This window comes from Streptomyces sp. NPDC055815 (assembly GCF_053616475.1).
Genome location: NZ_JBSHDU010000035.1, coordinates 40,297 through 61,389 on the forward strand (window position 1 = coordinate 40,297; position 21,093 = coordinate 61,389).

21 protein-coding genes are annotated in these 21,093 nt (G+C 72.4%); 12 read left to right on the top strand and 9 right to left on the bottom strand.

The annotated features are described in order from the left end of the window. Positions 1–2: 2 nt before the first annotated feature. The 3 genes from ACWGN5_RS22440 to ACWGN5_RS22450 are packed head-to-tail and all read right to left on the bottom strand — an operon-like array spanning position 3 to position 2,865. Positions 3–1,385, bottom strand: a complete 1,383-nt coding sequence (locus ACWGN5_RS22440; protein ID WP_453517913.1) for a hypothetical protein — start codon at positions 1,383–1,385, stop codon at positions 3–5. Between the two features lie 18 nt (positions 1,386–1,403). Beyond that, positions 1,404–2,351 (bottom strand): hypothetical protein, encoded by a 948-nt coding sequence (locus tag ACWGN5_RS22445; protein ID WP_453517916.1) that lies wholly within the window; start codon positions 2,349–2,351, stop codon positions 1,404–1,406. Between the two features lie 34 nt (positions 2,352–2,385). Continuing rightward, positions 2,386–2,865, bottom strand: coding sequence for a hypothetical protein (locus ACWGN5_RS22450; protein ID WP_453517918.1), 480 nt, complete (start codon positions 2,863–2,865; stop codon positions 2,386–2,388). A gap of 658 nt (positions 2,866–3,523) precedes the next feature. Between ACWGN5_RS22450 and ACWGN5_RS22455 the strand changes: the two genes are divergently transcribed. The 4 genes from ACWGN5_RS22455 to ACWGN5_RS22470 all read left to right on the top strand — a co-directional run bounded on the left by ACWGN5_RS22455 (position 3,524) and on the right by ACWGN5_RS22470 (position 8,365). Beyond that, entirely contained in the window at positions 3,524–4,735 is a 1,212-nt protein-coding gene (locus tag ACWGN5_RS22455; RefSeq protein ID WP_453517921.1) for an RCC1-like domain-containing protein, read from the top strand. A gap of 13 nt (positions 4,736–4,748) precedes the next feature. After that, positions 4,749–5,918 (top strand): RCC1 domain-containing protein, encoded by a 1,170-nt coding sequence (locus ACWGN5_RS22460; RefSeq protein ID WP_453517923.1) that lies wholly within the window; start codon positions 4,749–4,751, stop codon positions 5,916–5,918. A gap of 31 nt (positions 5,919–5,949) precedes the next feature. Continuing rightward, a complete protein-coding gene (locus ACWGN5_RS22465) occupies positions 5,950–7,125 on the top strand; it encodes an RCC1 domain-containing protein (protein WP_453517924.1) in 1,176 nt (391 codons plus the stop codon). A 241-nt stretch (positions 7,126–7,366) separates the two neighbouring features. Further along, positions 7,367–8,365, top strand: coding sequence for a TAXI family TRAP transporter solute-binding subunit (locus ACWGN5_RS22470; RefSeq protein WP_453517926.1), 999 nt, complete (start codon positions 7,367–7,369; stop codon positions 8,363–8,365). On the opposite strand, the gene ACWGN5_RS22475 is transcribed toward ACWGN5_RS22470, so the two are convergent. Next, positions 8,362–9,759 (bottom strand): HAMP domain-containing sensor histidine kinase, encoded by a 1,398-nt coding sequence (locus ACWGN5_RS22475; RefSeq protein WP_453517929.1) that lies wholly within the window; start codon positions 9,757–9,759, stop codon positions 8,362–8,364. The genes ACWGN5_RS22470 and ACWGN5_RS22475 overlap by 4 nt on opposite strands. Before the next feature lie 17 nt (positions 9,760–9,776). Beyond that, on the bottom strand, positions 9,777–10,490 hold the full coding sequence (locus ACWGN5_RS22480; RefSeq protein WP_453517931.1) for a response regulator transcription factor: 714 nt from the start codon (positions 10,488–10,490) through the stop codon (positions 9,777–9,779). 282 nt (positions 10,491–10,772) lie between these two features. On the opposite strand from ACWGN5_RS22480, the gene ACWGN5_RS22485 reads away from it, so the two are divergent. The 8 genes from ACWGN5_RS22485 (at position 10,773) to ACWGN5_RS22520 (ending at position 17,232) form a co-directional block, all read left to right on the top strand. Next, positions 10,773–11,558, top strand: a complete 786-nt coding sequence (locus ACWGN5_RS22485) for an amino acid ABC transporter ATP-binding protein (protein WP_453517933.1) — start codon at positions 10,773–10,775, stop codon at positions 11,556–11,558. Positions 11,559–11,611: 53 nt separating this feature from the next. Further along, positions 11,612–12,433: a glutamate ABC transporter substrate-binding protein gene (locus ACWGN5_RS22490; protein WP_453517934.1), complete on the top strand. Its 822-nt coding sequence runs from the start codon at positions 11,612–11,614 to the stop codon at positions 12,431–12,433. A gap of 121 nt (positions 12,434–12,554) precedes the next feature. After that, a complete protein-coding gene (locus tag ACWGN5_RS22495) occupies positions 12,555–13,229 on the top strand; it encodes an amino acid ABC transporter permease (RefSeq protein WP_453517937.1) in 675 nt (224 codons plus the stop codon). Next, complete coding sequence (locus ACWGN5_RS22500) at positions 13,226–14,116, top strand: amino acid ABC transporter permease (RefSeq protein WP_453517938.1); 891 nt, start codon at positions 13,226–13,228, stop codon at positions 14,114–14,116. Before ACWGN5_RS22495 ends, ACWGN5_RS22500 begins: the two co-directional genes overlap by 4 nt. Before the next feature lie 192 nt (positions 14,117–14,308). Continuing rightward, positions 14,309–16,069 carry an FAD-dependent monooxygenase gene (locus tag ACWGN5_RS22505; protein WP_453517940.1) on the top strand — a complete coding sequence of 587 codons (1,761 nt, stop codon included), beginning with the start codon at positions 14,309–14,311 and terminating at the stop codon, positions 16,067–16,069. A 71-nt stretch (positions 16,070–16,140) separates the two neighbouring features. Continuing rightward, positions 16,141–16,188 carry a hypothetical protein gene (locus ACWGN5_RS22510; RefSeq protein ID WP_311314449.1) on the top strand — a complete coding sequence of 16 codons (48 nt, stop codon included), beginning with the start codon at positions 16,141–16,143 and terminating at the stop codon, positions 16,186–16,188. Between the two features lie 94 nt (positions 16,189–16,282). Next, a complete protein-coding gene (locus ACWGN5_RS22515; RefSeq protein ID WP_453517941.1) occupies positions 16,283–16,828 on the top strand; it encodes a cysteine dioxygenase in 546 nt (181 codons plus the stop codon). Continuing rightward, positions 16,825–17,232, top strand: coding sequence for a rhodanese-like domain-containing protein (locus ACWGN5_RS22520; protein WP_453517944.1), 408 nt, complete (start codon positions 16,825–16,827; stop codon positions 17,230–17,232). Before ACWGN5_RS22515 ends, ACWGN5_RS22520 begins: the two co-directional genes overlap by 4 nt. 203 nt (positions 17,233–17,435) lie before the next feature. Here ACWGN5_RS22520 and recX read toward each other — a convergent pair whose 3' ends face one another. The 4 genes from recX to ACWGN5_RS22540 form a co-directional block, all read right to left on the bottom strand. Next, positions 17,436–18,119, bottom strand: coding sequence for a recombination regulator RecX (gene recX, locus ACWGN5_RS22525; RefSeq protein WP_453517947.1), 684 nt, complete (start codon positions 18,117–18,119; stop codon positions 17,436–17,438). Beyond that, entirely contained in the window at positions 18,007–19,140 is a 1,134-nt protein-coding gene (recA, locus tag ACWGN5_RS22530; RefSeq protein WP_392157592.1) for a recombinase RecA, read from the bottom strand. The genes recX and recA overlap by 113 nt, the downstream gene beginning before the upstream one ends. 183 nt (positions 19,141–19,323) lie before the next feature. Beyond that, positions 19,324–20,181, bottom strand: a complete 858-nt coding sequence (locus ACWGN5_RS22535; RefSeq protein ID WP_453517950.1) for an alpha/beta fold hydrolase — start codon at positions 20,179–20,181, stop codon at positions 19,324–19,326. 18 nt (positions 20,182–20,199) lie between these two features. Further along, on the bottom strand, positions 20,200–20,985 hold the full coding sequence (locus tag ACWGN5_RS22540; RefSeq protein ID WP_453517951.1) for an SGNH/GDSL hydrolase family protein: 786 nt from the start codon (positions 20,983–20,985) through the stop codon (positions 20,200–20,202). Positions 20,986–21,093 lie beyond the last annotated feature (108 nt).

Here is a 21,093-nt window from a genome sequence, read left to right on the forward strand (position 1 = left end):
GTCTAGTGCAGCGGCAGGGCCCGGGCCGGTGCGCGGAAGCCCGCCGCCGGCGCCTTCGTCCGGAGGAGCCCCTTGTCACTGGAGCTCGCGGGCGCGTCCGCGCCCACCGGGGTGGTGGTCATGGGACGGGCGGCGGCGCAGCGCTGCTTCTCGGCCTCGGACATGGGCCCGGTGCGCTGGAGCAGCCGGTCGGGCACGGCGCGGGAGGGGCCGTCGACGACGGCGTGCAGCCGGTAGTCGTCCTTCTTGCTGACGAACCAGCCCTCGACCCGCTCGCGGCTCGGCTGCAGCTCGACCCAGCTGACCTCGCCGGGCTGGATCCGCTCCACGACGGTCCGCTGGTCGCTGCTGAACCATTGCCAGGCCCGCTGCCAGCCCTTCTCGTACGCCTGGGAGAACTGGGTGGCCATCGGCCGTTCCTTGATCCGCTTGGCGTCCTCCACCGGGTCGCCGCTCGTGGGCAGCCGGGCCACCTCGGGGAGGGCGAGACCGGCGTCGGCGTACGTCTGGGCGATGCTGTCGTGGCTGCGCTCGGAGTACGAGAGGACCCGGCTGTGCTCCAGGGTGTTGCGGGTGCAGTTGACGTAGGCCTCGCCGACGACCCGCGCCTTGTCGTAGTAGCGGAAGGAGGTCCGGGCGTCGGGCCGGAAGGTGCAGGCGTTCTCGCCGTTGCAGGCGGCGGCCGCGTTGTGGAGGCTGCTCTCCCGTTCGTTGCCCTTGTACGCCTCCGAGGTGCCGAGGCGCGTCTTGTCGACGGTCTTGTCGACGGCGGGCGGCACTTCGACGGCGCGGATCCGGGCGATCATCGGCGAACAGGTCACATGGGTGCGGGAGTCGGTGACGCGTGAGGTGAAGGTGAGCACCGGCTCGTTCTCGCCGGCGGTGAAGACGTAGGCGCGTCCGGTCCAACGGCCCTTGCCGGGCGTGCCCTTGACCCGGCCGGGGTCGCCGGCGGTGGTGACCTCCTGGACGGGGCCGCCGGAGCCGCTCACGGCGTACGGCTGGCCGTCGGCGACCTGTTCGCCGGTGCACTCCTTGGAGACCGCGGGGCTGTCCTCGTAGGCCACGGTGACCTTCGCCCCGGCGCGGACCCCGCGGAGCCGCTGGCGGAGGGTGTTGCCGTCCTTCTGGAGGGCGACGCCGTGGGAGGCGTCGGTGCGGCCCGAAGCGGCGGGCGAGTAGCGCTGGTTGAGGCCGGTCCAGTGGTCGAGGCCGACGGTGGTGGGGCCGTCGCCCTTCATGACGGGGTCGGCGAAGTCGCCGTTGAGGACGGTGACGTCCTGTTCGGCGGGGGCGGCCTGCGTCGCGTACGAGACGGGGGCGACGGGCAGCAGCAGTCCGGCGGCCCCGAGGACGGCGAGGGCGGGGAGCGTGGTGCGGTGCATGGTGGTTCTCCTCCCGGGTCAGGAAGCGGCGGCGGGCAGGACGGCGACGTGCTTGGGTGCGGCGGCCGGAGGCACCGCCCGTGCGGCGGGGATCTCGGCGGCGGACGGGGGGCCGGGAGCGGGGGCGGGGCCGGGAGCCGGAGTCGGGGCGGTGTTCTGAGGGGGCCGCGTGCCGCCGCAGACGCCGGCGGGCGCGGCGTACGTCTGGGCGATGAACGAGCTGCTGGTGACCATCGAGGGGCTGTCCACGGCGATGCCGATGATGCGTTGCCCGGTCTTGGCGACAAGGCTGCCGACCACGCGCCGCATGGCGGCGTTCGCCCCGAAGACGAGCATGTCGTGCGCGTGGACGGTGGTCTTGTAGACCGTCTGCTCGCTGTTCTCGACGGTCCACGACTTGGAGTACGTGGCCTTGAAAGCGGCCGCGAAGGCGAGCCGCGCGGTGAGCGAGCCGGAGGCCGTCGCGCCGCCGGACACGGTGGTCTTGTTGCCGTTCGTGGAGGTGGGGCCCTTGTCGAGCTGGGGCGTCTTGTGTTCCATGGCGGTCTCGTTGGCGAGGTTGGCGGTGACCTGGCCGGTGGCGGCGACCGTGCCCTCGGCGGTGATCTGGCCGGAGATCTCGCCGCCGATGTTGTCGGTGGTGCCGGTCTTCAGGGTGACGGTCCGCTCGACGGCCATGTCGCTCTGGGTGCAGTTGATGACCGCGTTGCCGAGCGACCTCACGGTGGTGGCGTACTCGCGGCTCAGCTTGGGGTCGATCGTGAAGGTGCAGGCGGAGCGCTCGGTCCGGCAGTGCTTGAGGACGTCGTCGACCTCGGCCGGGCGCCCGTCGGCGGTGAGGGCGCGGGGGACGGGGGTCTCGCCCGGCCCTTCCTCGGCGGCGGCGGGCGGGGCGAGCAGCGTCAGCGGCGCGGTGAGGCCGAGGACGAGCACGGGCAGGAGGGCGCGGGGACGGCGCGGAGACATGACGAAGGAACCCTTCGGGGGGTGGGGGGTGTGGTCAGGAGCCGAGCAGGGAGCAGAGTTGGCCGACCGGGAAGGGGGACTGTCCCGGGTCGGTGGACCCCTGCGGCAGCGAGCCGGGGAAGGACGCGCAGGTCGAGGAGACGGCCTCGGCCGCATTGTTCCCGGGTTCGGGCTTGTTCGTGGAGATGGTCTCGGTCATGTCCTTGAGACCCTTCTCCTCGTCGGCACCCTTGCCGCCGGTCAGCTTGTCCATGCAGGAGGAGGAGCCGGGCGGGCACTCCTTGAGCTTCTCCCCGGCCGCCTTGATGTCCTTGTCGGCCTGGGCGGCCGCCTCGTCGTTCTTCTTCTGCTTCTCCTCGATCTCCTTGGCCTCCTTGGCGTTGGCCTCCTTGTCCAGGCAGGCCTGGTCGTCGGGCTTGCACTCCTCGGCGTGGGCGACGGAGGCCGCCGGCAGGGCCAGGGCGGCGGCGAGCAGGGCGACGCCGAGGGCACGGCGCGCCTTCACGTAGGGCATGGGAACTCCCTTGGGACAGGGGTGTGTTGGGGGTGCTCGGAAGGGGACGCCAGGGGCGGACAGGGGACTGTCCTCAAGATCACCGAGCGTGCTCCGACGCTAGCCGCAGGGGCCCCGGCGGCCCGGCGCGACACACGGCGCGGCGCGCGCCGACGGGCCCGCTCACCACTTCGGCGGAGCGCACTCGGGGCCGCCGCGAGGGGCCCGATCCGGGTGCTTCACGGGCGGCTCGCCGGGCCCGTCGGTCCACCCGTTCGTAGGGAATCCGGGGCGTGGAGGAGACGGCGGGCGACCGTATACGACGGGGTCCTTCACTCCCCCGGCCGCCGCCGTACGGCGGTCCGCCGGCGCCGGCCGAGGAGTCCCTCCTTGGGGGCGTCCGGAGGGTGAACGCGCCCCCGGAACCGCGCCCCCGAACGGGCGTCCGTCAGACGGGTGTTTCACCGCGTCCCGCTCGCCACGGTGATCATTCTCGGCCAGTCTGATCTTGTGCCCGGCGGCCCGTCCCGGCCGCCGCACCCCGCCCTTGGGCGTCCCATGCCCAAGGGCCCGGCACGGCCTGTCCGCATGACCCGCGCCCGAACCGCCTGCCCCTGTGGGGCCGTCGGCCGACCGGGCGCAGCGCTCCCGTATGTCCCCATCGAAGGAGAGCAGAGCCATGTCCCGTACACGCCGCAGTCCCCTGCGTACCCCCTGGCGAAGCCTGGCCGTCCTCACGGCCGCCGCCGCGCTCGCCGCCGCACCGACCCCCCTCGCGCTCGCCAACGAGGGCAATCCGACCGTCCTGAGCTGGGGCGCCGGCCGCACCGGCCAGCTCGGCAACGGCACCCTCGCCGACAGCCTCAGCCCCACCTCCGTCACCAGCCTCTTCCGCGGCGACGTCGACCAGGTCTCGGCCGGCGGCACGTCCTCGGCCGACTCGTTCGTCCTCGCCCGTACGGACAAGACGGTCAAGTCCTGGGGCCACAACTCCTCCGGCCAGCTCGGCAACGGCGGCAACACCAACCAGACGGTCCCCACCACCGTCCCGCGCCTGAGCAACATCAAGGACATCGCGGCCGGCGGGAAGCACGCCCTGGCCCTCGACACCAGCGGCCAGGTCTACTCCTGGGGCGACAACGCCTACGGCCAGCTCGGCAACAACCGCACCGGCGACAGCCGTACGGTCCCGGACCGCGTCCAGGGCATGCCCAAGGTCAAGCAGATCTCGGCCGGCTGCGACTTCAGCCTCGCGCTCCTGGAGAACGGCAAGGTGTACGCCTGGGGCCGCGGCATCCACGGCCAGCTGGGCACCGGCAACCGCGCCACCAGCGCCGTGCCCCGGCAGGTGCAGGGCCTGGAGAACATCGTGGAGATCGACGCCGGCTGCTACCACGCCCTCGCGCTGACCGCCGACGACACGGTGAAGTCCTGGGGCTACAACCTCTACGGCCAGCTCGGCAACTCCTCGACGAAGTCCTCCACCGTCCCCGTGGACGTCGACTGGCTGGAAGGCGTCTCCGACATCGAGGCGGGCGCCTTCCACAACTACGTCAAGACGAGCGACAGCCACGTCTGGGGCTGGGGCAACAACCAGTACGGCCAGCTCCTGGAGGGCGACGAGGCCTTCGGCGACAACATCTCCCGCACCAACCGCACCGCCCCCGTCGAGATCCCGCGCCTGGAGGGCGTCCAGCACCTCGCGGCGGGCGCCCGGCACGGCGTCGCGGTCACGGCGGACGACGTCTTCGCCTGGGGCCACAACGGCGAGGGCCAGCTCGGCAACGGCACGACGGTCGCGCGCTTCGAATCGGTGAAGATCCTCAACGAGGGCTCGGCGATCAAGGACGTGGCCGTCTCCCTGGGCGGCAACACGACGTACGCGTACTGAGCCGGTGAACGGCATGACGTACGCGTACGTGCGCGGCCTCGCGACGGCCCTCGCCCTCGTGGCGCTCACCGGCCAGGCCCACGCCGAACCGAGCGATCCGTGGGTACGGGCCTGGGGCCGGAACAGCACCGGGCAGCTCGGCAACGGCAGCACGCTCGACCAGCCGACGCCGGCATCGGTCACCGGCCTGGCCCGGAAGGACGTGCGTGAACTCGCCGCCGGCGGCGCGAGCGCCAACCGGCCGTTCGTCGTGGCTCTGCTCCAGGACGGCACGGTGCGCTCCTGGGGCGGCAACGAGAGCGGCCAGCTCGGCGACGGAACGACGACCGACCGGAGCTTTCCCGGCGCCGTCGCCGGACTCGACCGGGTGTCCGACATCGCGGCGGGTCAGCGGCAGGCCTACGCCGTCCGGAAGGGGCGCGTGCTGGCCTGGGGCTCCAACGCCTCAGGGCAGCTCGGCAACGGCAGCACGGCGCAGAGCACCGATCCGCCGGTCACCCGCCCCGTCGCCGTACAGAGTCTCGACCGGGTCAAGGACCTCGCGGCCGGTTGCGACCACGCCGTCGCGCTCCGCGAGGACGGCTCGGTCTGGACGTGGGGCGCCAACGGGAGCGGCCAGCTCGGCATCGGCTCCACCAGCAACCAGAACACACCGAAGAAGGTGGCGGATCTGCAGGACGTCGTGGCCGTCACCGCGGGGTGCCTGCACTCCGCGGCGCTCCTGGCGGACGGCACCGTACGGACCTGGGGCCGCAACGCTCAAGGCCAGCTGGGCAACGACAGTACGGCGCAGAGTCCCGTCCCCGTGACGGTCAAGGGGCTCGACGACGTCGCCGGAGTCTTCGCGGGCTGGTACCACGGCTTCGCGGTGCTCGACGACGGGAGCGTCCGTGCCTGGGGCTGGAACCAGTACGGCCAGCTCGGCGACGGCAGCACCGTCACCCGCACCACTCCGGTACCCGTCCCCGCGCTGACCGGCGTCACCTCGATGTCCCTCGGCCGGCACCACACCCTCGCCGTCCTCGACGACCAGTCCGTCCTCGCCTGGGGCGACAACGCCTCGGGACAGCTCGGCGACCCCACCGTCACCGCGTCGGCGACCCCGGTCCCCGTCCTTCCCGCCGGAAGCGGCACGACCCACGTCCCCGCCTCCTCCTCCTGGGCGTCCAGCTACGCCTACTGACCCCCCACCTCTTGAAGCGAAAGGCACGCAGATGACCCCACCCCTGCGTCTCACCCTCCTCGCCGCCCTGTCCCTCGCGGCCCTCACCACCTCCGCCCTTCCCGCCTCCGCCGGCACCGACCCCTGGGTGCGCGCCTGGGGCGAGAACGCCCAGGGGCAGCTGGGCAACGGCAGCGTCCTCGCCCAGCAGACCCCCGCGGCAGTCACCGGCATCGCCCGTGACGACGTCCGCGAGCTCTCCGGCGGCGGTGGCGGCGCCGCCGCGGCCGCCAACGGCTTCGCCGTCGCCCTCCTCAAGGACGGCACCGTGAAGACCTGGGGCTCCAACGCCACCGGCCAGCTCGGCAACGGCACCCTCACCGCCCAGTCCTTCCCCGCGACCGTCGCCGGGCTCTCCGGCGTGAGCGAGGTCTCCGCGGGCCTCAACCACGTGCTCGCCGTCAAGGGCGGCCGGGTCCTCGCCTGGGGCTCCAACGCCTCCAAGCAGCTCGGCACCGGCCAGGACACCACCAGCCCCTACAAGGCCCCGATCCCCGTCCAGAGCCTGGACAAGGTCAAGGACGTCGGCGCGGGCTGCGACTTCAGCGTGGCGCTCCGGCAGGACGGCACGGTCTGGACCTGGGGCAAGGGCGACAACGGACGCCTCGGCACCGGCACCAACACCACGCGCGAGACCCCGCAGAAGGTCCCCGACCTCGCAGACGTCGAGTCGATCGCCGTGGGCTGCGAGCACGTCCTCGCCCTCACCGCCGACGGCATCGTCAAGGCCTGGGGCAAGGGCGCCGAGGGCCAGCTCGGCAACGACTCCACCACCGACAGCAACAAGCCGGTCGACGTCGCCTACCTCGACGCCGTGGCGAAGGTCTTCGCCACCTCCGCGTCCGGCTTCGCCGTCCTCGACGACGGCAGCCTGGCCGGCTGGGGCAAGAACACCGACAGACAGCTCGGCGACGGTACGGCCTCCAACCGCACCACCCCGGTCGTCCTGGACGCCCTCAAGGGCGTGCAGAGCATCGCGGGCGGCGCCGACTTCACGGTGGCCGCGCTGGACGACGGCTCGGTGATCGGCTGGGGCGCGAACGCGGCGGCCCAGCTCGGCGACGGCTCGACCACCAGTCCCCCCGGCACCACGGTGGCGCTGCCGCCCGGCAGCGGCGTCACCCAGGTCGCCACGACGATGACGGGCAAGTCCGCCTTCGCCTACTGACGACGGCGCGACTCCCAGGCCCGGAGGTCCGCGCGCACCCCCGCACGGACCTCCGGACCACCCGCGCCACGGGCCGGACCCGACTCCCCGGCACCGCCGCGACAAGGCCCGACGCGGCTCCCCGTACCACCCAGCCGAGCGCCCGACGGCGGCTCCCCGTACCACCCAGCCGAGCGCCCGGCGCGGCTTCCCGCGCCGCCGAGCCTGGCCAGACACGTCGGTGACCTGGCAGGATCGCGGCATGCTCGCCTCGCTCTCCCGTGTCGCCCGCCGCCGTCTCCTGGCGGTCGCGGCCGCGCTGCTCGCGGTGGGCGCGGTGCTCGTGTGGTGGCTGGTTCCCTTCGGTTCCCCCGCCCCGAGCGGCTCCGTCACGTTCAGTACGGGTGTCCCCACCGGCGTGTACCAGAAGTACGGCGAGCTCCTCAAGAACGCCCTGGCGCAGGACCTGCCCGAGGTGTCGATAACGCTCAAGGACAGCGAGGGCTCCCAGCAGAACCTGGCCCGGGTGGCGAGCGGCGCGGCCGACTTCACGGTCGCGACGGCCGATGCGGTGGCCCAGTACGAGCGCGACCGCAGGCCCGGTTTCGAGCGGCTGCGCGGCTGCGCACGGCTCTACGACGACTACGTACAGCTGGTCGTGCGCAAGGGCTCCTCGCTGCAGCGGGTCCAGGACCTGCGCGGCCTGCGGGTGGGCGTCGGCCAGGACGGCTCCGGCGTACGGCTGATCGCCGACCGGGTCCTCGCGGCGGCTGGCCTGACGCCCGTCCGGGACATCGAACCGGTCTCGGCGGGCATCGACACGATGCCGGGGCTCCTGGAGGACGGCGAGCTCGACGCCTTCTTCTGGTCGGGCGGCCTGCCCACCGACGCGGTGCAGAAGCTGTCCGAGCGCTTCCCGGTCCGGCTGATCCCGCTGGACGCCCGCCTGGTCGACCGGCTGCACGACGTCGGCGCGTCGACCCGGTTCTACCGGTCGGCGGTGATCCCGGCGGACGCGTACGCGAAGGCGCAGGACGGCCGGGAGATCGAGACCCTGGCTGTGGCGAACCTGCTGGTCACCACGGTGGACGCGGACGAGGACCTGGTGGAGGGCTTCACCCGGACCGTGATCAGGAGCCGGGACGGCATCGGCCGCCAGGTCCACCCGGCCCAGCTGGTCGACCTGCGGACGGCCGTCTACACCGAGCCCCTGAAACTCCACGACGGCGCCCGCCGCTACTACCAGTCGGTGAAGCCCTAGGACCTGTCCGGCGCGTACCGGGGCACCGTGACGGTCACCTGCAGGCCGTGCGGTTCGTTCGGGGCGAAGGTCACGCCTCCGCCGCCCGCCGTCAGCAGCACGCGCGCGATGGAGAGGCCGAGGCCCGAGCCCTTGATGTTCTGGTGCCGGCCCGAGCGCCAGAAGCGGTCGCCGACCCGGCCGAGCTCCTCCTCGGTGAGGCCCGGCCCGTGGTCGGCGACGACGACGGCCACCGACGACCGGTCGGGGACGACGGTGACCGTGACCGACTCCCCGGCGGGGGTGAACTTGAGCGCGTTGTCGATCACGGCGTCGAGGGCGCTGGAGAGGGCCACCGGGTCCGCCCAGCCGGTGACCGCCCCGCACTCCCCGGTCAGGGTGACGCCCTTGTCCTCGGCGACCGGGCGCCAGGACGCGACCCGCTCGGCGGCGAGCGCCCCGACGTCGGTGAGCCGCAGCTCGGCCGCCGCGTGCTCGGCGAGCGCCAGGTCGAGCAGGTCGTCGAGGACCTGCGCGAGGCGCTTGCCCTCGGTCCGTACGGAGGCGATCTCCTCGTTGCCCTCGGGCAGCTCCAGGGCGAGCAGCTCGATCCGCAGGAGCAGCGCGGCGAGCGGGTTGCGCAGCTGGTGGGAGGCGTCGGCGACGAAGGCCCGCTGCTGTTCCAGCGCGTCCTCGACGTTGTCGGCCATCTCGTTGAACGAGTGGGCGAGGCGCCGCAGCTCGGGCGGCCCGCCGGTGGCGGCGACGCGGGAGTTCATGCGTCCGGTGGCGATGTCGTGGGTGACGGCGTCGAGGACGCGGACCGGTCGCAGCACCCAGCCGGTGAGCCGGAAGGCGGCGCCGACGGCGAGCAGCATCGCGGCGGCCTCACCGGCGAAGATCAGCAGCCAGCCGCGCAGGATGCGGGAGCGGAGCTGTCCGGTGGGCGAGTCGGTGACGACGACGGCGACCACGTCCCCGTCGCGGACGACGGGTGAGGCGATGGTGAGCCGCGCGTGCCCCTGCCAGGGCCAGACCTGCGGCGGGTCGTGGCTGCGGCGCCCGAGCAGGGCCTCGTTGAAGGCGCGCCGGCCCTCCCCGTCGTACGGGACGACCCAGTCCTCGGGGGCGGCGGCCATGGCGCGGTTGTCGCGGAAGAAGACCCCGGCGCGGATGCCGTACACGTCGTGGTAGCTGGCGAGTTCGCCGCCGAGGGTGGCCTGCCGCTCGTCGGTGCCGGGGCTGCTCTCGCTGACGAACTGGGCGAGGGCGGCGAAGCGCGCGGCGTCGTCGAGCCGGTCGACGACGACCCGTTGCTGCTCGGACGCGGCGAGGCTGGCGGCCAGCGGGAAGCCGAGGGCGAGCAGCACGCCGGCCATCAGCACGATGAGCAGCGGGAGGAGTCGGGTGCGCACGGGGGGCCGTTCGGTCGTTACGCGGCGGGGGCGACGAGGCGGTAGCCGACGCCTCGCACGGTCTCGATCAGGGCGGGCATCCGCAGCTTGGAGCGCAGGGAGGCGACGTGCACCTCCAGGGTGCGGCCGGTGCCTTCCCAACTGGTCTGCCAGACCTCGCTGATGATCTGCTCGCGGCGGAAGACGACGCCGGGCCGCTGGGCGAGGAGGGCGAGCAGGTCGAACTCCTTGCGGGTGAGCGGGACGCTCTCGCCGTCGACGCTGACCCTGCGGGTGGGCAGCTCGATGGTGACGGAGCCGAGCCGGAGCTGGGCCGCCTCGGCGGCACCGGTGCTTCCGGCGGTCTCCTCGGCTCCGCTGTTGCGCCGGCTGACGGCGTGGATGCGGGCGAGGAGCTCACCGGGGTCGTAGGGCTTGACGACGTAGTCGTCGGCGCCGAGGTTCAGCCCGTGGATCCGGGAGCGCACGTCTCCGCGCGCGGTCACCATGATCACCGGGGTGGTGGTGAGCTTCCGGATGCGGCCGCAGACCTGGTAGCCGTCCTGGTCGGGCAGGCCGAGGTCGAGCAGGATCACTCCGTACGAGGGCCGCTCGCCCTGGGCGGTGGGCAGGACGGCCTGGAGGGCCTCCTCACCGTTGCGGGCGTGCGTGACCGTGAAGCCGTGCTTCGCGAGGATCGCGGAGAGTGCGGCGGCGACGTGGTCGTCGTCCTCGACGAGCAGCAGTCGCATGCGTACCTCCTCCGTGATGTTCCGTGGGTTCTGCCGATGGCGGCTCTCTGTGTACCAGGTGGTACCAGGGCATGAACACCGAAGATGGGTGTCACAGTCAAGTGTCCCCCTGTTACGCCACCGTTTCCGTTATGGACCCGGTACGGCACGGGGCGTCACCTTCACGCGCTGTGTCCGATTGCGGCCGTATCGTTATCCTCAATTTCCGCTCAGATGTGATGACGCTCGTCACATCGGGTCTCTAGTGTCCTCCCCAACCGAGGAGGACGGAGCAAGAGGCCGATGAGCGGAGAGTCAGTGTCCAAGGATCCCGAGGGCACCCCGCGCACCGGGGACGACCTGGTCGTACTGTCCGGTGTGAACAAGCACTTCGGCGCGCTGCATGTCCTCCAGGACATCGATCTGACGATCACCCGCGGCGAGGTCGTGGTCGTCATCGGACCCTCCGGGTCCGGCAAGTCGACGCTGTGCCGCACGATCAACCGGCTGGAGAGCATCGACTCCGGCACCATCACCATCGACGGAAAGCCGCTGCCGCAGGAGGGCAAGGAGCTCGCCCGGCTGCGGTCCGACGTCGGCATGGTCTTCCAGTCGTTCAACCTCTTCGCGCACAAGACGGTGCTCGAGAACGTGATGCTGGGCCAGATCAAGGTCCGCAAGACGGAGAAGAAGGCCGCCGAGACCAAGGCCCGGGCCCTGCTCGACCGGGTCGGGGTCGGCACTCAGGCGGACAAGTACCCCGCTCAGCTCTCCGGTGGCCAGCAGCAGCGCGTGGCGATCGCCCGCGCGCTCGCGATGGGCCCGAAGGTCATGCTCTTCGACGAGCCGACCTCGGCCCTCGACCCGGAGATGATCAACGAGGTCCTGGAGGTCATGCAGCAGCTGGCCCGGGACGGCATGACGATGGTGGTCGTGACCCACGAGATGGGATTCGCGCGCTCCGCCGCCAACCGCGTCGTCTTCATGGCCGACGGAAAGATCGTCGAGCAGGCGTCGCCCGAGGAGTTCTTCAGCAACCCGCGCAGCGACCGCGCCAAGGACTTCCTCTCCAAAATCCTTCACCACTGAGCGGGTTCACGACCTAGTCTTCCCCCCTCACGCCTACTCAAGGGACTTCCTCCATGAAGCTTCGCAGCGTCTCCGCCGCCGCCGCGGCCGCCGTCGTCCTCGCCCTGACCGCCACCGCCTGTGGCAGCGGCTCCGACTCCGGCAGCAACGGCGACAAGATCAACATCGGCATCAAGTTCGACCAGCCGGGCCTCGGCCTGAAGACCCCGGACGGCACGTACGCCGGTTTCGACGTCGACGTCGCCAAGTACGTGGCCAAGGAGCTCGGTTACTCCGAGGACAAGATCAACTGGAAGCAGGCGCCGAGCGCCGAGCGCGAGAACCTGATCAAGAACGGTGACGTCAAGTTCGTCGTCGCCAGCTACTCGATCAACGAGAAGCGCAAGAAGGAGGTCGACTTCGCGGGTCCGTACTTCCTGACCCACCAGGACCTCCTCGTCCGCGCCGACGACAGCTCGATCACCAAGGTCGACGACCTCAACTCCAAGAAGCTGTGCTCCGTGACGGGCTCGACGTCCGCGCAGAACGTCAAGGAGAAGCTGGCCCCGAAGGCGAACCTCCAGCAGCTCGGCGGCTACTCCGAGTGCCTCACCGGCCTGGAGAACAAGGCCGTGGACGCCCTGACCACCGACGCCTCGATCCTCGCGGGCTACGCCTCGCAGAAGGAGCACCAGGGCAAGTTCAAGCTCGTCGGCCTGAAGATGAGCGACGAGAACTACGGCATCGGCCTGAAGAAGGGCGACGACGAGCTCCGCGGCAAGATCAACAAGGCGCTGGAGAAGATGGTCTCCGACGGCACCTGGGAGAAGCTCGTCAAGCAGCACTTCGGCCCCTCGGGCTACCAGTACGAGCCCGCGCCGAAGGTCGCGAGCTGACCCACCCCGCCCGGCCTCGTGACGGCCGCCCCGCGCTGGGGCGGCCGTCACACCGGCACCGGCCGCCGCCCACCCGGCGGCCTCCACACCGACCGACCACCAGGGGAGAGCGCGGGGCATCGTGTTCGACTTTCTTGATTCCGGGCAGTACGACCTGCTCGGCGCCTTCTGGGTGACGGCTCAGCTCGCCCTCTACTCGGCGATCGGCTCGCTGATCTGGGGCACCGCCCTGGTCGCCATGCGGGTCAGCCCGGTCCCGCTGATGCGGGGCTTCGCCACCGCGTACGTGAACATCGTCCGGAACACTCCGCTGACGGTGGTCGTCGTCGCCTGTCTGCTGGGCCTCAACCAGACCCTGCAGATCTCGCTCGGCGCGGAACGCTTCGAGGACATCGGCTTCCGGCTCGCCGTGCTCGGCCTCATCGCGTACACCGGCACCTTCGTCTGCGAGGCGCTGCGCTCGGGCATCAACACCGTCCCGCCTGGCCAGGCCGAGGCCGCCCGCGCTCTGGGCCTGAGCTTCACCCAGGTCCTCCGGCTCGTGGTCCTCCCGCAGGCCTTCCGCGCCGCGGTGACCCCCCTCGCCAACGTGCTGATCGCCCTCACGAAGAACACCACCGTGGCGGCCGCGATCGGCGCCGCCGAGGCGTCGCTCCTGATGAAGGAGATGCTGGAGAACGAGACCGACGCGCTCTTCGCCGTCTTCGCGGTCTTCGCCTTCGGCTTCATCGTCCTCACCCTCCCCACCGGCCTGATCCTCGGCTGGGCGGCCAAGCGACTGGCGGTGAAGCGATGAGCTCCGTCCTGTACGACACCCCCGGACCGCGCGCCAAGCAGCGCAACGTCATCTACACGATCGTCTTCCTCGCGGTCCTCGCCCTGGTGGCCTGGTGGGTGCTCGCCGCCCTGAACGCCAAGCACCAGCTGGACGCCGACAAGTGGACCCCGTTCGTCACCGACTCCGAGGTCTGGACGACGTATCTGCTGCCCGGCCTCACCGAGACCCTCAAGGCCGCCGCGCTCGCCATCGTGATCGCGCTGCCGCTCGGCGCGGCCCTCGGCATCGGCCGGCTCTCCGACCACCGCTGGGTGCGCGTGCCGGTCGGCGCGCTCGTGGAGTTCTTCCGCGCCATCCCGGTGCTGCTCCTGATGATGTTCGCCGCCGGGATCTACCGTGAGTTCACGACCATCAGCTCGGACTTCCGCCCGCTGTACGCGGTCGTCACCGGCCTGGTGCTCTACAACGCCTCCGTGATCGCCGAGATCGTCCGGGCCGGCGTGCTCTCGCTGCCCCGGGGCCAGGGCGACGCGGCCGTCGCGCTCGGCATGCGCAAGGGCCAGACCATGCTGTACGTCCTGCTGCCGCAGGCCGTGACCGTCATGCTGCCGGCCCTGGTCAGCCAGCTCGTCGTCATCGTCAAGGACACCGCGCTCGGCGGCGCCCTGCTCGGCCTCACGGAACTGCTCAGCCAGAACCGGCAGATCACGGCCAACTACGGCGCCAACACGATCGCCACCCTCACGGTGATCTCGCTCATCTACATCGCCATCAACTTCCTCCTCACCACCCTCGCGAGCCGTCTGGAGAAGCGGCTGCGGCAGGGCAGGAAGTCCCCCTCGGTGGCCCTCCCGGCCCAGGCCGGAGCCCCCGACGTGAAGTCGGAAGCCGTCAGCGGCGCCTGACCCCGCAGGGGTCCGTGGGACAACAGGGGTGGGCCGGAGCGGCACTGACTTCAGGTCAGCCGCACCGCGCCCACCCCGTCGCTTGACGCAAGCACCCTCAGTGGGTTGCATACGGTCTGTGATCAACCACCGGGCTCGTGCCACACTCAGCTGTGCTGCCCCCATGACCGTCCGGCCTACAGGAGCCGCGCCGTGGACCCGGTGATCATCGTGGGCGCGGGGCCGGTCGGCCTCGCGCTCTCCCTCGCGCTCGCCGCCCAGGGCGTGCCCAGCATCGTCCTCGACGAGGGCGCCGGCAAGGAGGAGTCCCGCCCGGCGCGCAGCGTCGTCCTGCGCGCCGACATGGCCGCGATGGTGGAGCGGCTCGGCTGTACGACCCTCCGTGACGAGGGCGTCCGCTGGATCGGCTGGCGCGGGATGCGCCGCCGCCAGGAGGTGCGCCGGCTCACCCTCGACCTGGGGCTCGGCGGCACCGAGGAATGGTCCGAGGACCCCGACGCGCCGGCCTCCCCCGCGGCCCCGCTGCACATCCCGCAGCACGCCCTGGCCCGCGGACTGCGCGACGCCATCTCCCGGCAGAAGCTCATCCGGATCGTCACCGAGTCCCGGCTCGACACCATCGAGCAGGACCCGGACGGGGTCGTCGCCCACACCCGCGGCCCGGAGGGCACCTGGTGGCGCGGCAGCCATCTCGTCGGCTGCGACGGCGCCCGCTCGACCGTACGCAAGCTGCTCGGGATCCGCTTCCCCGGCCGCACGGCGGTGGAGCGGCACGCCGTCGCCGCGCTGCGCACCGAACTCCCGTGGCCCGGCGAGGCCCTGTTGCACCGTCAGCCCCCGTGGCGGGGCGCCGGCGAGGAGATCACCGCCCGTCCGCTGCCCGACGGCGTGTGGCGGATCGACTGGCTGCTGCCGCCCCGCGGCGACCTCGTCACGCCGGACGCGCTGGTCGCCCGGATCCGCGAGACCCTGGCCGGCTGGTGCGAGGGCGTGACGCCCCCGTACGAACTCATCGACACCGGCGTCCACACCCTGCACCACCGGCTCGCCCGCCGCTGGCGGGTGGACCGGGTCTTCCTCGCCGGCGACGCGGCGCACCTGCTCGGGGCGGTCGGCACCCAGGGCCTCGACGAGGGCCTGCGGGACGTGGACAACCTCGCGTGGAAGCTCGCCCACGCCTGGCACCACGGCGGCTCGGAGCGGCTGCTCGACAGCTACCAGAGCGAGCGGCGGACGGCCGTCGCGATCCGGCTGCGCGCCGCGGACCAGTCGCTGCCCGTGCTGCGCGGCGGCGGGGGCCTGCGGACGTACCTCCCGGGTGCCTCGCGCGGCCACGACGCCCTGCTGACCGACGGTCACGTGGGGCGCGGCCCGCTCGGCGCGCCCCCGGCGTACCCGCACTCCCCCCTCGCGCCTCCGTACACCGAGGGGCGCACCCCCGTCGGCACCCCGGAGGGCGCCCCGGTCGAGGACGTCCGCGTGACCGCCCCCGACGGCACGACCGTACGGCTCCGGGACCGGCTCGGCCAGGGCCGCCTCCTGGTCCTCCTCGTCGCACCCGGCACGGGGGTGTGGGACCGGCGTCACTGGCGGACCGCGGGGGTGATGCCCCGGCTCGAAGAGGCGGTCCAGGCGCTCCCGGTGAAGGCCGAGGTCCTGGTCACGGAGGCCTACCCGGGCGCTCCGGCCCACGCCGTCCTGCTCGTACGGCCCGACGGGCACCTCGTCGCCGCGTTCTCCGGGGTCCGTCCGGAGGAGCTGTACGCGGCGGCGGACGCGGCCCGCGGCGGCTCGGCCACCGAGGAGGCTCCGCCGGAGGGTGCCGCGTCGAAGAAGGCCCCCTCCGAGAAGACCCCCTCCGACAAGGCCCCCTCCGACAAGGCCCCTTCCGACAAGGCCCCCTCGGAGACCGAGGTGCCCGTGCCGAGCGACCGCACGGCGGACATGCATTGATTCCCGCAGGCGCGCATGGTGTACTCCGGAGCGTGACCGACACCGATGTGCGCCTGTGGCGGAGGGTCCATATGGACCTCCTCCGCTATGCGGGCTGCGTGTGTCGCCCGTCCTGCTGATCTCGCCCCTTTCCCCGCGCGCGCCCCGCCACCGACGCATGTCCGTGTGCCGGGTTCCGTCGCGCGCTCTTCGCGAACCTCAGGACGGTCACCCGTGCCTCAGCACGTCACCCCCCTTCCCCCTACCCTCTCCCCCGCCTCCACCCCCTCACCGACCTCGGCGGAACTCCTCGACTTCGTCCGTCGTACGGCGGCCGACCAGGAACTCGTCGACTCCCTGCCGCTCGACCCGGAGGGCCGTACCTGGGTACGGCTCGACGGCCCCGGCGGCAGCGAGGCCTGGCTCATCGGCTGGCCGCCAGGCACCGGCACCGGCTGGCACGACCACGCCGAGTCGCTGGGCGCCTTCGCGACCGCGCGCGGCACGCTGACCGAGAACGCGCTCGCGGTCCGGCTGCCGGCGAGCGGCTGGAAGACCCTGGAACTGGCCGACGGCCTCGACCGCTCACGGCGCCTCTCGGAGGGCACCGGCCGGGCGTTCGGCCGCCACCATGTGCACGAGGTGCTGAACGAGTCCACGGACACCCACGCGGTGTCGGTGCACGCCTACTATCCGCCGCTCCCGCTGATCCGGCGCTTCAGCCGGGCGGGCGCGGTGCTCCGTCTTGAGCAGGTCGAGCGTCCGGAGGACTGGCAGTGAGTGAGGAGCGGGTGGGCATCGACGAGCTGCTCGAGCGGGTCAGGTCGGGCCTCGACCGGATCGAGCCCCGGGCGGCCTACGAGGCGTACGAGGCGGGTGACGCGCTCCTGGTGGACACGCGCTACGCCGCCCTGCGGGAACGGGACGGCCTGATCCCGGGCGCGCTGATCGTGGAGCGGAACGAACTGGAGTGGCGGCTCGACCCGCTGGGCAGCCACCGCACGGCGGAGGCCGACAGCCACGACCTGCGGGTGGTGGTCCTCTGCAACGAGGGCTACGCCTCCTCCCTGGCGGCCGAGTCCCTGCGCCGCCTGGGCCTGCACCGGGCGACGGACCTCATCGGCGGCTTCCAGGCCTGGAAAGCCGCCGGCCTCCCGGTCCTCCTCCCCGCAACCAGAGCCTGACGGGTCCGCCGACCCCGGCACCCCAAGCCTGACCGGTCCGCCGACCCCGGCACCCCGAGCCTGACCGGGTCCGCCGGCCCCCGCCGCAACCGGACGAGTCCTTCTGTCCCCCCGTGGCAGAAGGACTCGCCTGGAAGCGGCGTCTCTCAGAGAGGCCCCTCTCCGCTGGGCCCGTGTCGGCAGGGCCCATGTGCACGCCCGGCTCAGAAGGGCTCGTCCAGTCCCTCCGTGTCCTCGCCCTCGGCCTCCAGGGCCTGGCGGACGACGCGGAGGGCCATGCCCTCGGGGTACCCCTTGCGGGCGAGCATCCCCGCGAGCCGTCTCAGGCGCCGGTCGCGGTCGAGGCCGCGGGTGGCGCGCAGCTTGCGGTCCACGAGCTCGCGCGCCGTGGCCTCCTCCCGCTCGGAGTCGAGCTGCTCCACCGCCTCCTGGATGAGGGTCGGCTCGACCCCCTTGGTGCGCAGCTCCCGGGCGAGCGCCCGGCGGGCGAGGCCCCGGCCGTGGTGGCGGGACTCCACCCAGGCCCCCGCGAAGGCGGCGTCGTCGATGAGACCGACGTCCTCGAAGCGGGAGAGGACCTCCTCCGCCACCTCGTCGGGGATCTCCCGCTTGCGCAGCGCGTCGGCGAGCTGCTTGCGCGTGCGGGGGCTTCCGGTGAGCAGGCGCAGGCAGATCGCGCGCGCCCGCTCAGCCGGATCCTGGGGTGACAGCTCCTTCTCGGCCCTCGACGAGTCGGAGCTGTCACCCGGCCATTCGGTGCGCCCGGTCACCGGTTCAGCTCTTGACCGCGGTGGCCTTGGTCGCCTTCGCGGTCTTGCTCGCGGGAGCCGGGACGCTCTTGGCGTCGTCCGCACCGGCCGCGTCGGCGGCGCCCGCCGCGTCCGCACCCGGCTCGGCCGACGGGGCCTCGGGCCGGACGCCGACGCCCAGCTTCTCCTTGATCTTCTTCTCGATCTCGTTCGCGAGGTCGGGGTTGTCCTTCAGGAAGTTGCGGGCGTTCTCCTTGCCCTGGCCGAGCTGGTCGCCCTCGTACGTGTACCAGGCGCCCGCCTTGCGGACGAAGCCGTGCTCCACGCCCATGTCGATCAGGCCGCCCTCGCGGCTGATGCCCTGGCCGTAGAGGATGTCGAACTCGGCCTGCTTGAAGGGCGGCGCGACCTTGTTCTTGACGACCTTGACGCGGGTGCGGTTGCCCACCGCCTCCGTGCCGTCCTTGAGGGTCTCGATGCGACGGATGTCGAGGCGCACCGAGGCGTAGAACTTCAGGGCGCGGCCACCGGTCGTGGTCTCCGGCGAGCCGAACATCACGCCGATCTTCTCGCGGAGCTGGTTGATGAAGATCGCGGTGGTCTTGGACTGGTTGAGCGCGCTGGTGATCTTCCGGAGCGCCTGGCTCATCAGACGGGCCTGGAGACCCACGTGCGAGTCACCCATCTCGCCCTCGATCTCCGCACGCGGGACGAGCGCGGCGACGGAGTCGATGACGATGAGGTCGAGGGCGCCGGAGCGGACCAGCATGTCGACGATCTCGAGGGCCTGCTCACCGTTGTCCGGCTGGGACAGGATGAGGTTGTCGATGTCGACGCCGAGCTTCTTGGCGTACTCGGGGTCGAGGGCGTGCTCGGCGTCCACGAAGGCGACCTGGCCGCCGGCCTTCTGGGCGTTGGCCACGGCGTGCAGGGTCAGGGTCGTCTTACCGGAGGACTCCGGTCCGTAGATCTCCACGACACGGCCGCGCGGCAGGCCGCCGACGCCGAGGGCGACGTCGAGGGCGGTCGATCCGGTGGAGATCACCTCGATCGGCTCCTGGGTGCGGTCGCCCATGCGCATCACGGCGCCCTTGCCGAATTGGCGTTCAATCTGTGCGAGCGCGGCGTCGAGCGCCTTCTCGCGGTCGGTTCCTGCCATGGGTTCCACCCGGTTTGCTTGAGTCGATCGCTTCATGTGAAAGACGCTAACCCCTGCCACTGACAATGGGCCCCGGCGTCCCCTCCGACCTGTGGACAACTCGGCGACAAGCCCGTGATTCCAAGGGTCGGGCTTCCATGAGAATGGATGTTCGATTTTAGTGTCAAGCGCGCCACGCGGCCCTCAGACGGCCCGGCCGACGAGCCACCGCAGGGCCTCGGGGCCGGCCCGGAGGACGGAGAGGTGCCCGTCGGCCGGCTGGAGCCGCAGCTCCGCGCCGGGGCAGCGGTCGGCCAGCCAGCGGCCGTGCGCGCTCGGCACGATCCGGTCCTCGCCGCCGTGCAGGAGGAGGACCGGCGCGGCGACCCGGGCGGGATCGCAGCCCCACGGGGCGACGTAGGCGAGGTCGTCGTCGATCAGCCCGCCCGGTCCGCCCTCCACGGCGGGACCGACGACGTCGCCGAACCAGGACCACTCCCCGGCGAGCGCCACGTGGTCGGCGGGGGTGAACATCTCGGGGTCGTACCCGGCGTCCGCCTCGTACGCCTCCTTCGCCGCACGCCCCGCGGCGGCGGCCCGCAGGCCCGCCGCGCCGGAGGGCGTCATGCCCGCGAACCAGTCGAGACCCTCGGCGCCGAAGGGGGCGAGGCTCGCCACGGCGACCACGGCGAGCACCCGCTCGGGCAGGAGCGCCCCGCAGGCCAGGGCGTGCGGGCCGCCTCCGGAATGCCCCATGACGGCGAACCGTCCGATCCCCAGCGCGTCGGCGACGGCCCGGACGTCGTCGGCCGCCGAGGCGATGCCCCTGCCCGGCCGGGGAGTCGACCCGCCGTACCCGGGACGGTCGTACGACACCCAGCGGATACCGAGCCGGGCGGAATGCGGGAGGAGCGGCCCCGGTGGCACGCCGATGTTCGGAGTCCCGTGCTGCCAGAAGACGGTCAGGCGGGAGCCGGGTCCGGTGTCGTAGACGTGCAGCACGCGCCCGTCGTCCAGCTCCAGATCGGTCTCGATCACGGCTCCACCGCCCTCCCGCCACATCCCCCCGGCGATACGAACCTACTGCGGACCGACCTCCACCGGCAGCAGCTCCGGCCGCTTGGCGCGGCGGTCGTCGCCGGACGAGCGGCCGCGCAGGCGTCGGCCGATCCAGGGGCCGAGGAAGGACCCGGCCCAGCGGAGCTCGGCGGCCACCGCGCCCAGCCCCGTGGGGAGGGCCTGCGGGGGCAGCGGGCGGGTCCAGGAGTCGTCGGAGCCGGGCAGCGCGAGCGCGTGGGCGACGGCGGCCGCAATGCGCGCGTGGCCGATCGGGCCGGCGTGCAGCCGGTCGGGGCTCCACAGCCGGGGGTCGGTGACGACGGGGTGGTGGGAGGTCTCGACGACGGTGACGCCGTGCCGGCGCGAGGCCGCGCGGATCCGCTCGTTGAGGGCCTCGACGCGGGGGCCGAGCGGGCGGGCGAGCGGGGTGATCCAGCCCACGTCGGGGAAGGTGAGGGTGGCGACGCGGGCGCCCTGCCCGGTCAGCGCGGCGAACATCGCCTCCAGGTGCCCGGCCGTCGCGTCCACGTCGAAGCGGGGCCGCAGCAGGTCGTTGACGCCGGCGACGACCGTGGCGAGATCGGGCCGGAGCGCGAGGGCGGGTCCCAGCTGCTCGGCGCGGACCTGGCCGGCCAGGCGGCCCCGTACGGCCAGGTTGGCGTAGCGCACATCGGGCCGCTCGCGGGCGAGCGACTCCGCGAGACGGTCCGCCCAACCGCGCAGCCCGACGGTGTCGTCACCGTCACCGAGCCCTTCGGTCTGGCTGTCCCCCAGGGCGACGTACCGCAGAAACGTGCCGTCCGACATGGACTCCGCCTTCCTCGACCACCTGCGCGCCACCGCCATCCTAGTCACTTCTTTTACTAGACAACTCGGCTAACAGGGTCCCGAACGGCCCTCCCGCCTATCCTTCGA

Coding starts and splice junctions, on each gene's coding strand:
- ACWGN5_RS22480 (WP_453517931.1), bottom strand. CDS start 10,490: ATGCGACTGCTGCTCGTCGAGGACGACGACCACGTCGCCGCCGCACTC.
- ACWGN5_RS22485 (WP_453517933.1), top strand. CDS start 10,773: ATGAGCGGAGAGTCAGTGTCCAAGGATCCCGAGGGCACCCCGCGCACC.
- ACWGN5_RS22490 (WP_453517934.1), top strand. CDS start 11,612: ATGAAGCTTCGCAGCGTCTCCGCCGCCGCCGCGGCCGCCGTCGTCCTC.
- ACWGN5_RS22460 (WP_453517923.1), top strand. CDS start 4,749: ATGACGTACGCGTACGTGCGCGGCCTCGCGACGGCCCTCGCCCTCGTG.
- ACWGN5_RS22450 (WP_453517918.1), bottom strand. CDS start 2,865: ATGCCCTACGTGAAGGCGCGCCGTGCCCTCGGCGTCGCCCTGCTCGCC.
- ACWGN5_RS22465 (WP_453517924.1), top strand. CDS start 5,950: ATGACCCCACCCCTGCGTCTCACCCTCCTCGCCGCCCTGTCCCTCGCG.
- ACWGN5_RS22440 (WP_453517913.1), bottom strand. CDS start 1,385: ATGCACCGCACCACGCTCCCCGCCCTCGCCGTCCTCGGGGCCGCCGGA.
- ACWGN5_RS22540 (WP_453517951.1), bottom strand. CDS start 20,985: ATGTCGGACGGCACGTTTCTGCGGTACGTCGCCCTGGGGGACAGCCAG.
- ACWGN5_RS22445 (WP_453517916.1), bottom strand. CDS start 2,351: ATGTCTCCGCGCCGTCCCCGCGCCCTCCTGCCCGTGCTCGTCCTCGGC.
- ACWGN5_RS22500 (WP_453517938.1), top strand. CDS start 13,226: ATGAGCTCCGTCCTGTACGACACCCCCGGACCGCGCGCCAAGCAGCGC.
- ACWGN5_RS22535 (WP_453517950.1), bottom strand. CDS start 20,181: ATGTGGCGGGAGGGCGGTGGAGCCGTGATCGAGACCGATCTGGAGCTG.
- ACWGN5_RS22455 (WP_453517921.1), top strand. CDS start 3,524: ATGTCCCGTACACGCCGCAGTCCCCTGCGTACCCCCTGGCGAAGCCTG.
- ACWGN5_RS22470 (WP_453517926.1), top strand. CDS start 7,367: ATGCTCGCCTCGCTCTCCCGTGTCGCCCGCCGCCGTCTCCTGGCGGTC.
- recA (WP_392157592.1), bottom strand. CDS start 19,140: ATGGCAGGAACCGACCGCGAGAAGGCGCTCGACGCCGCGCTCGCACAG.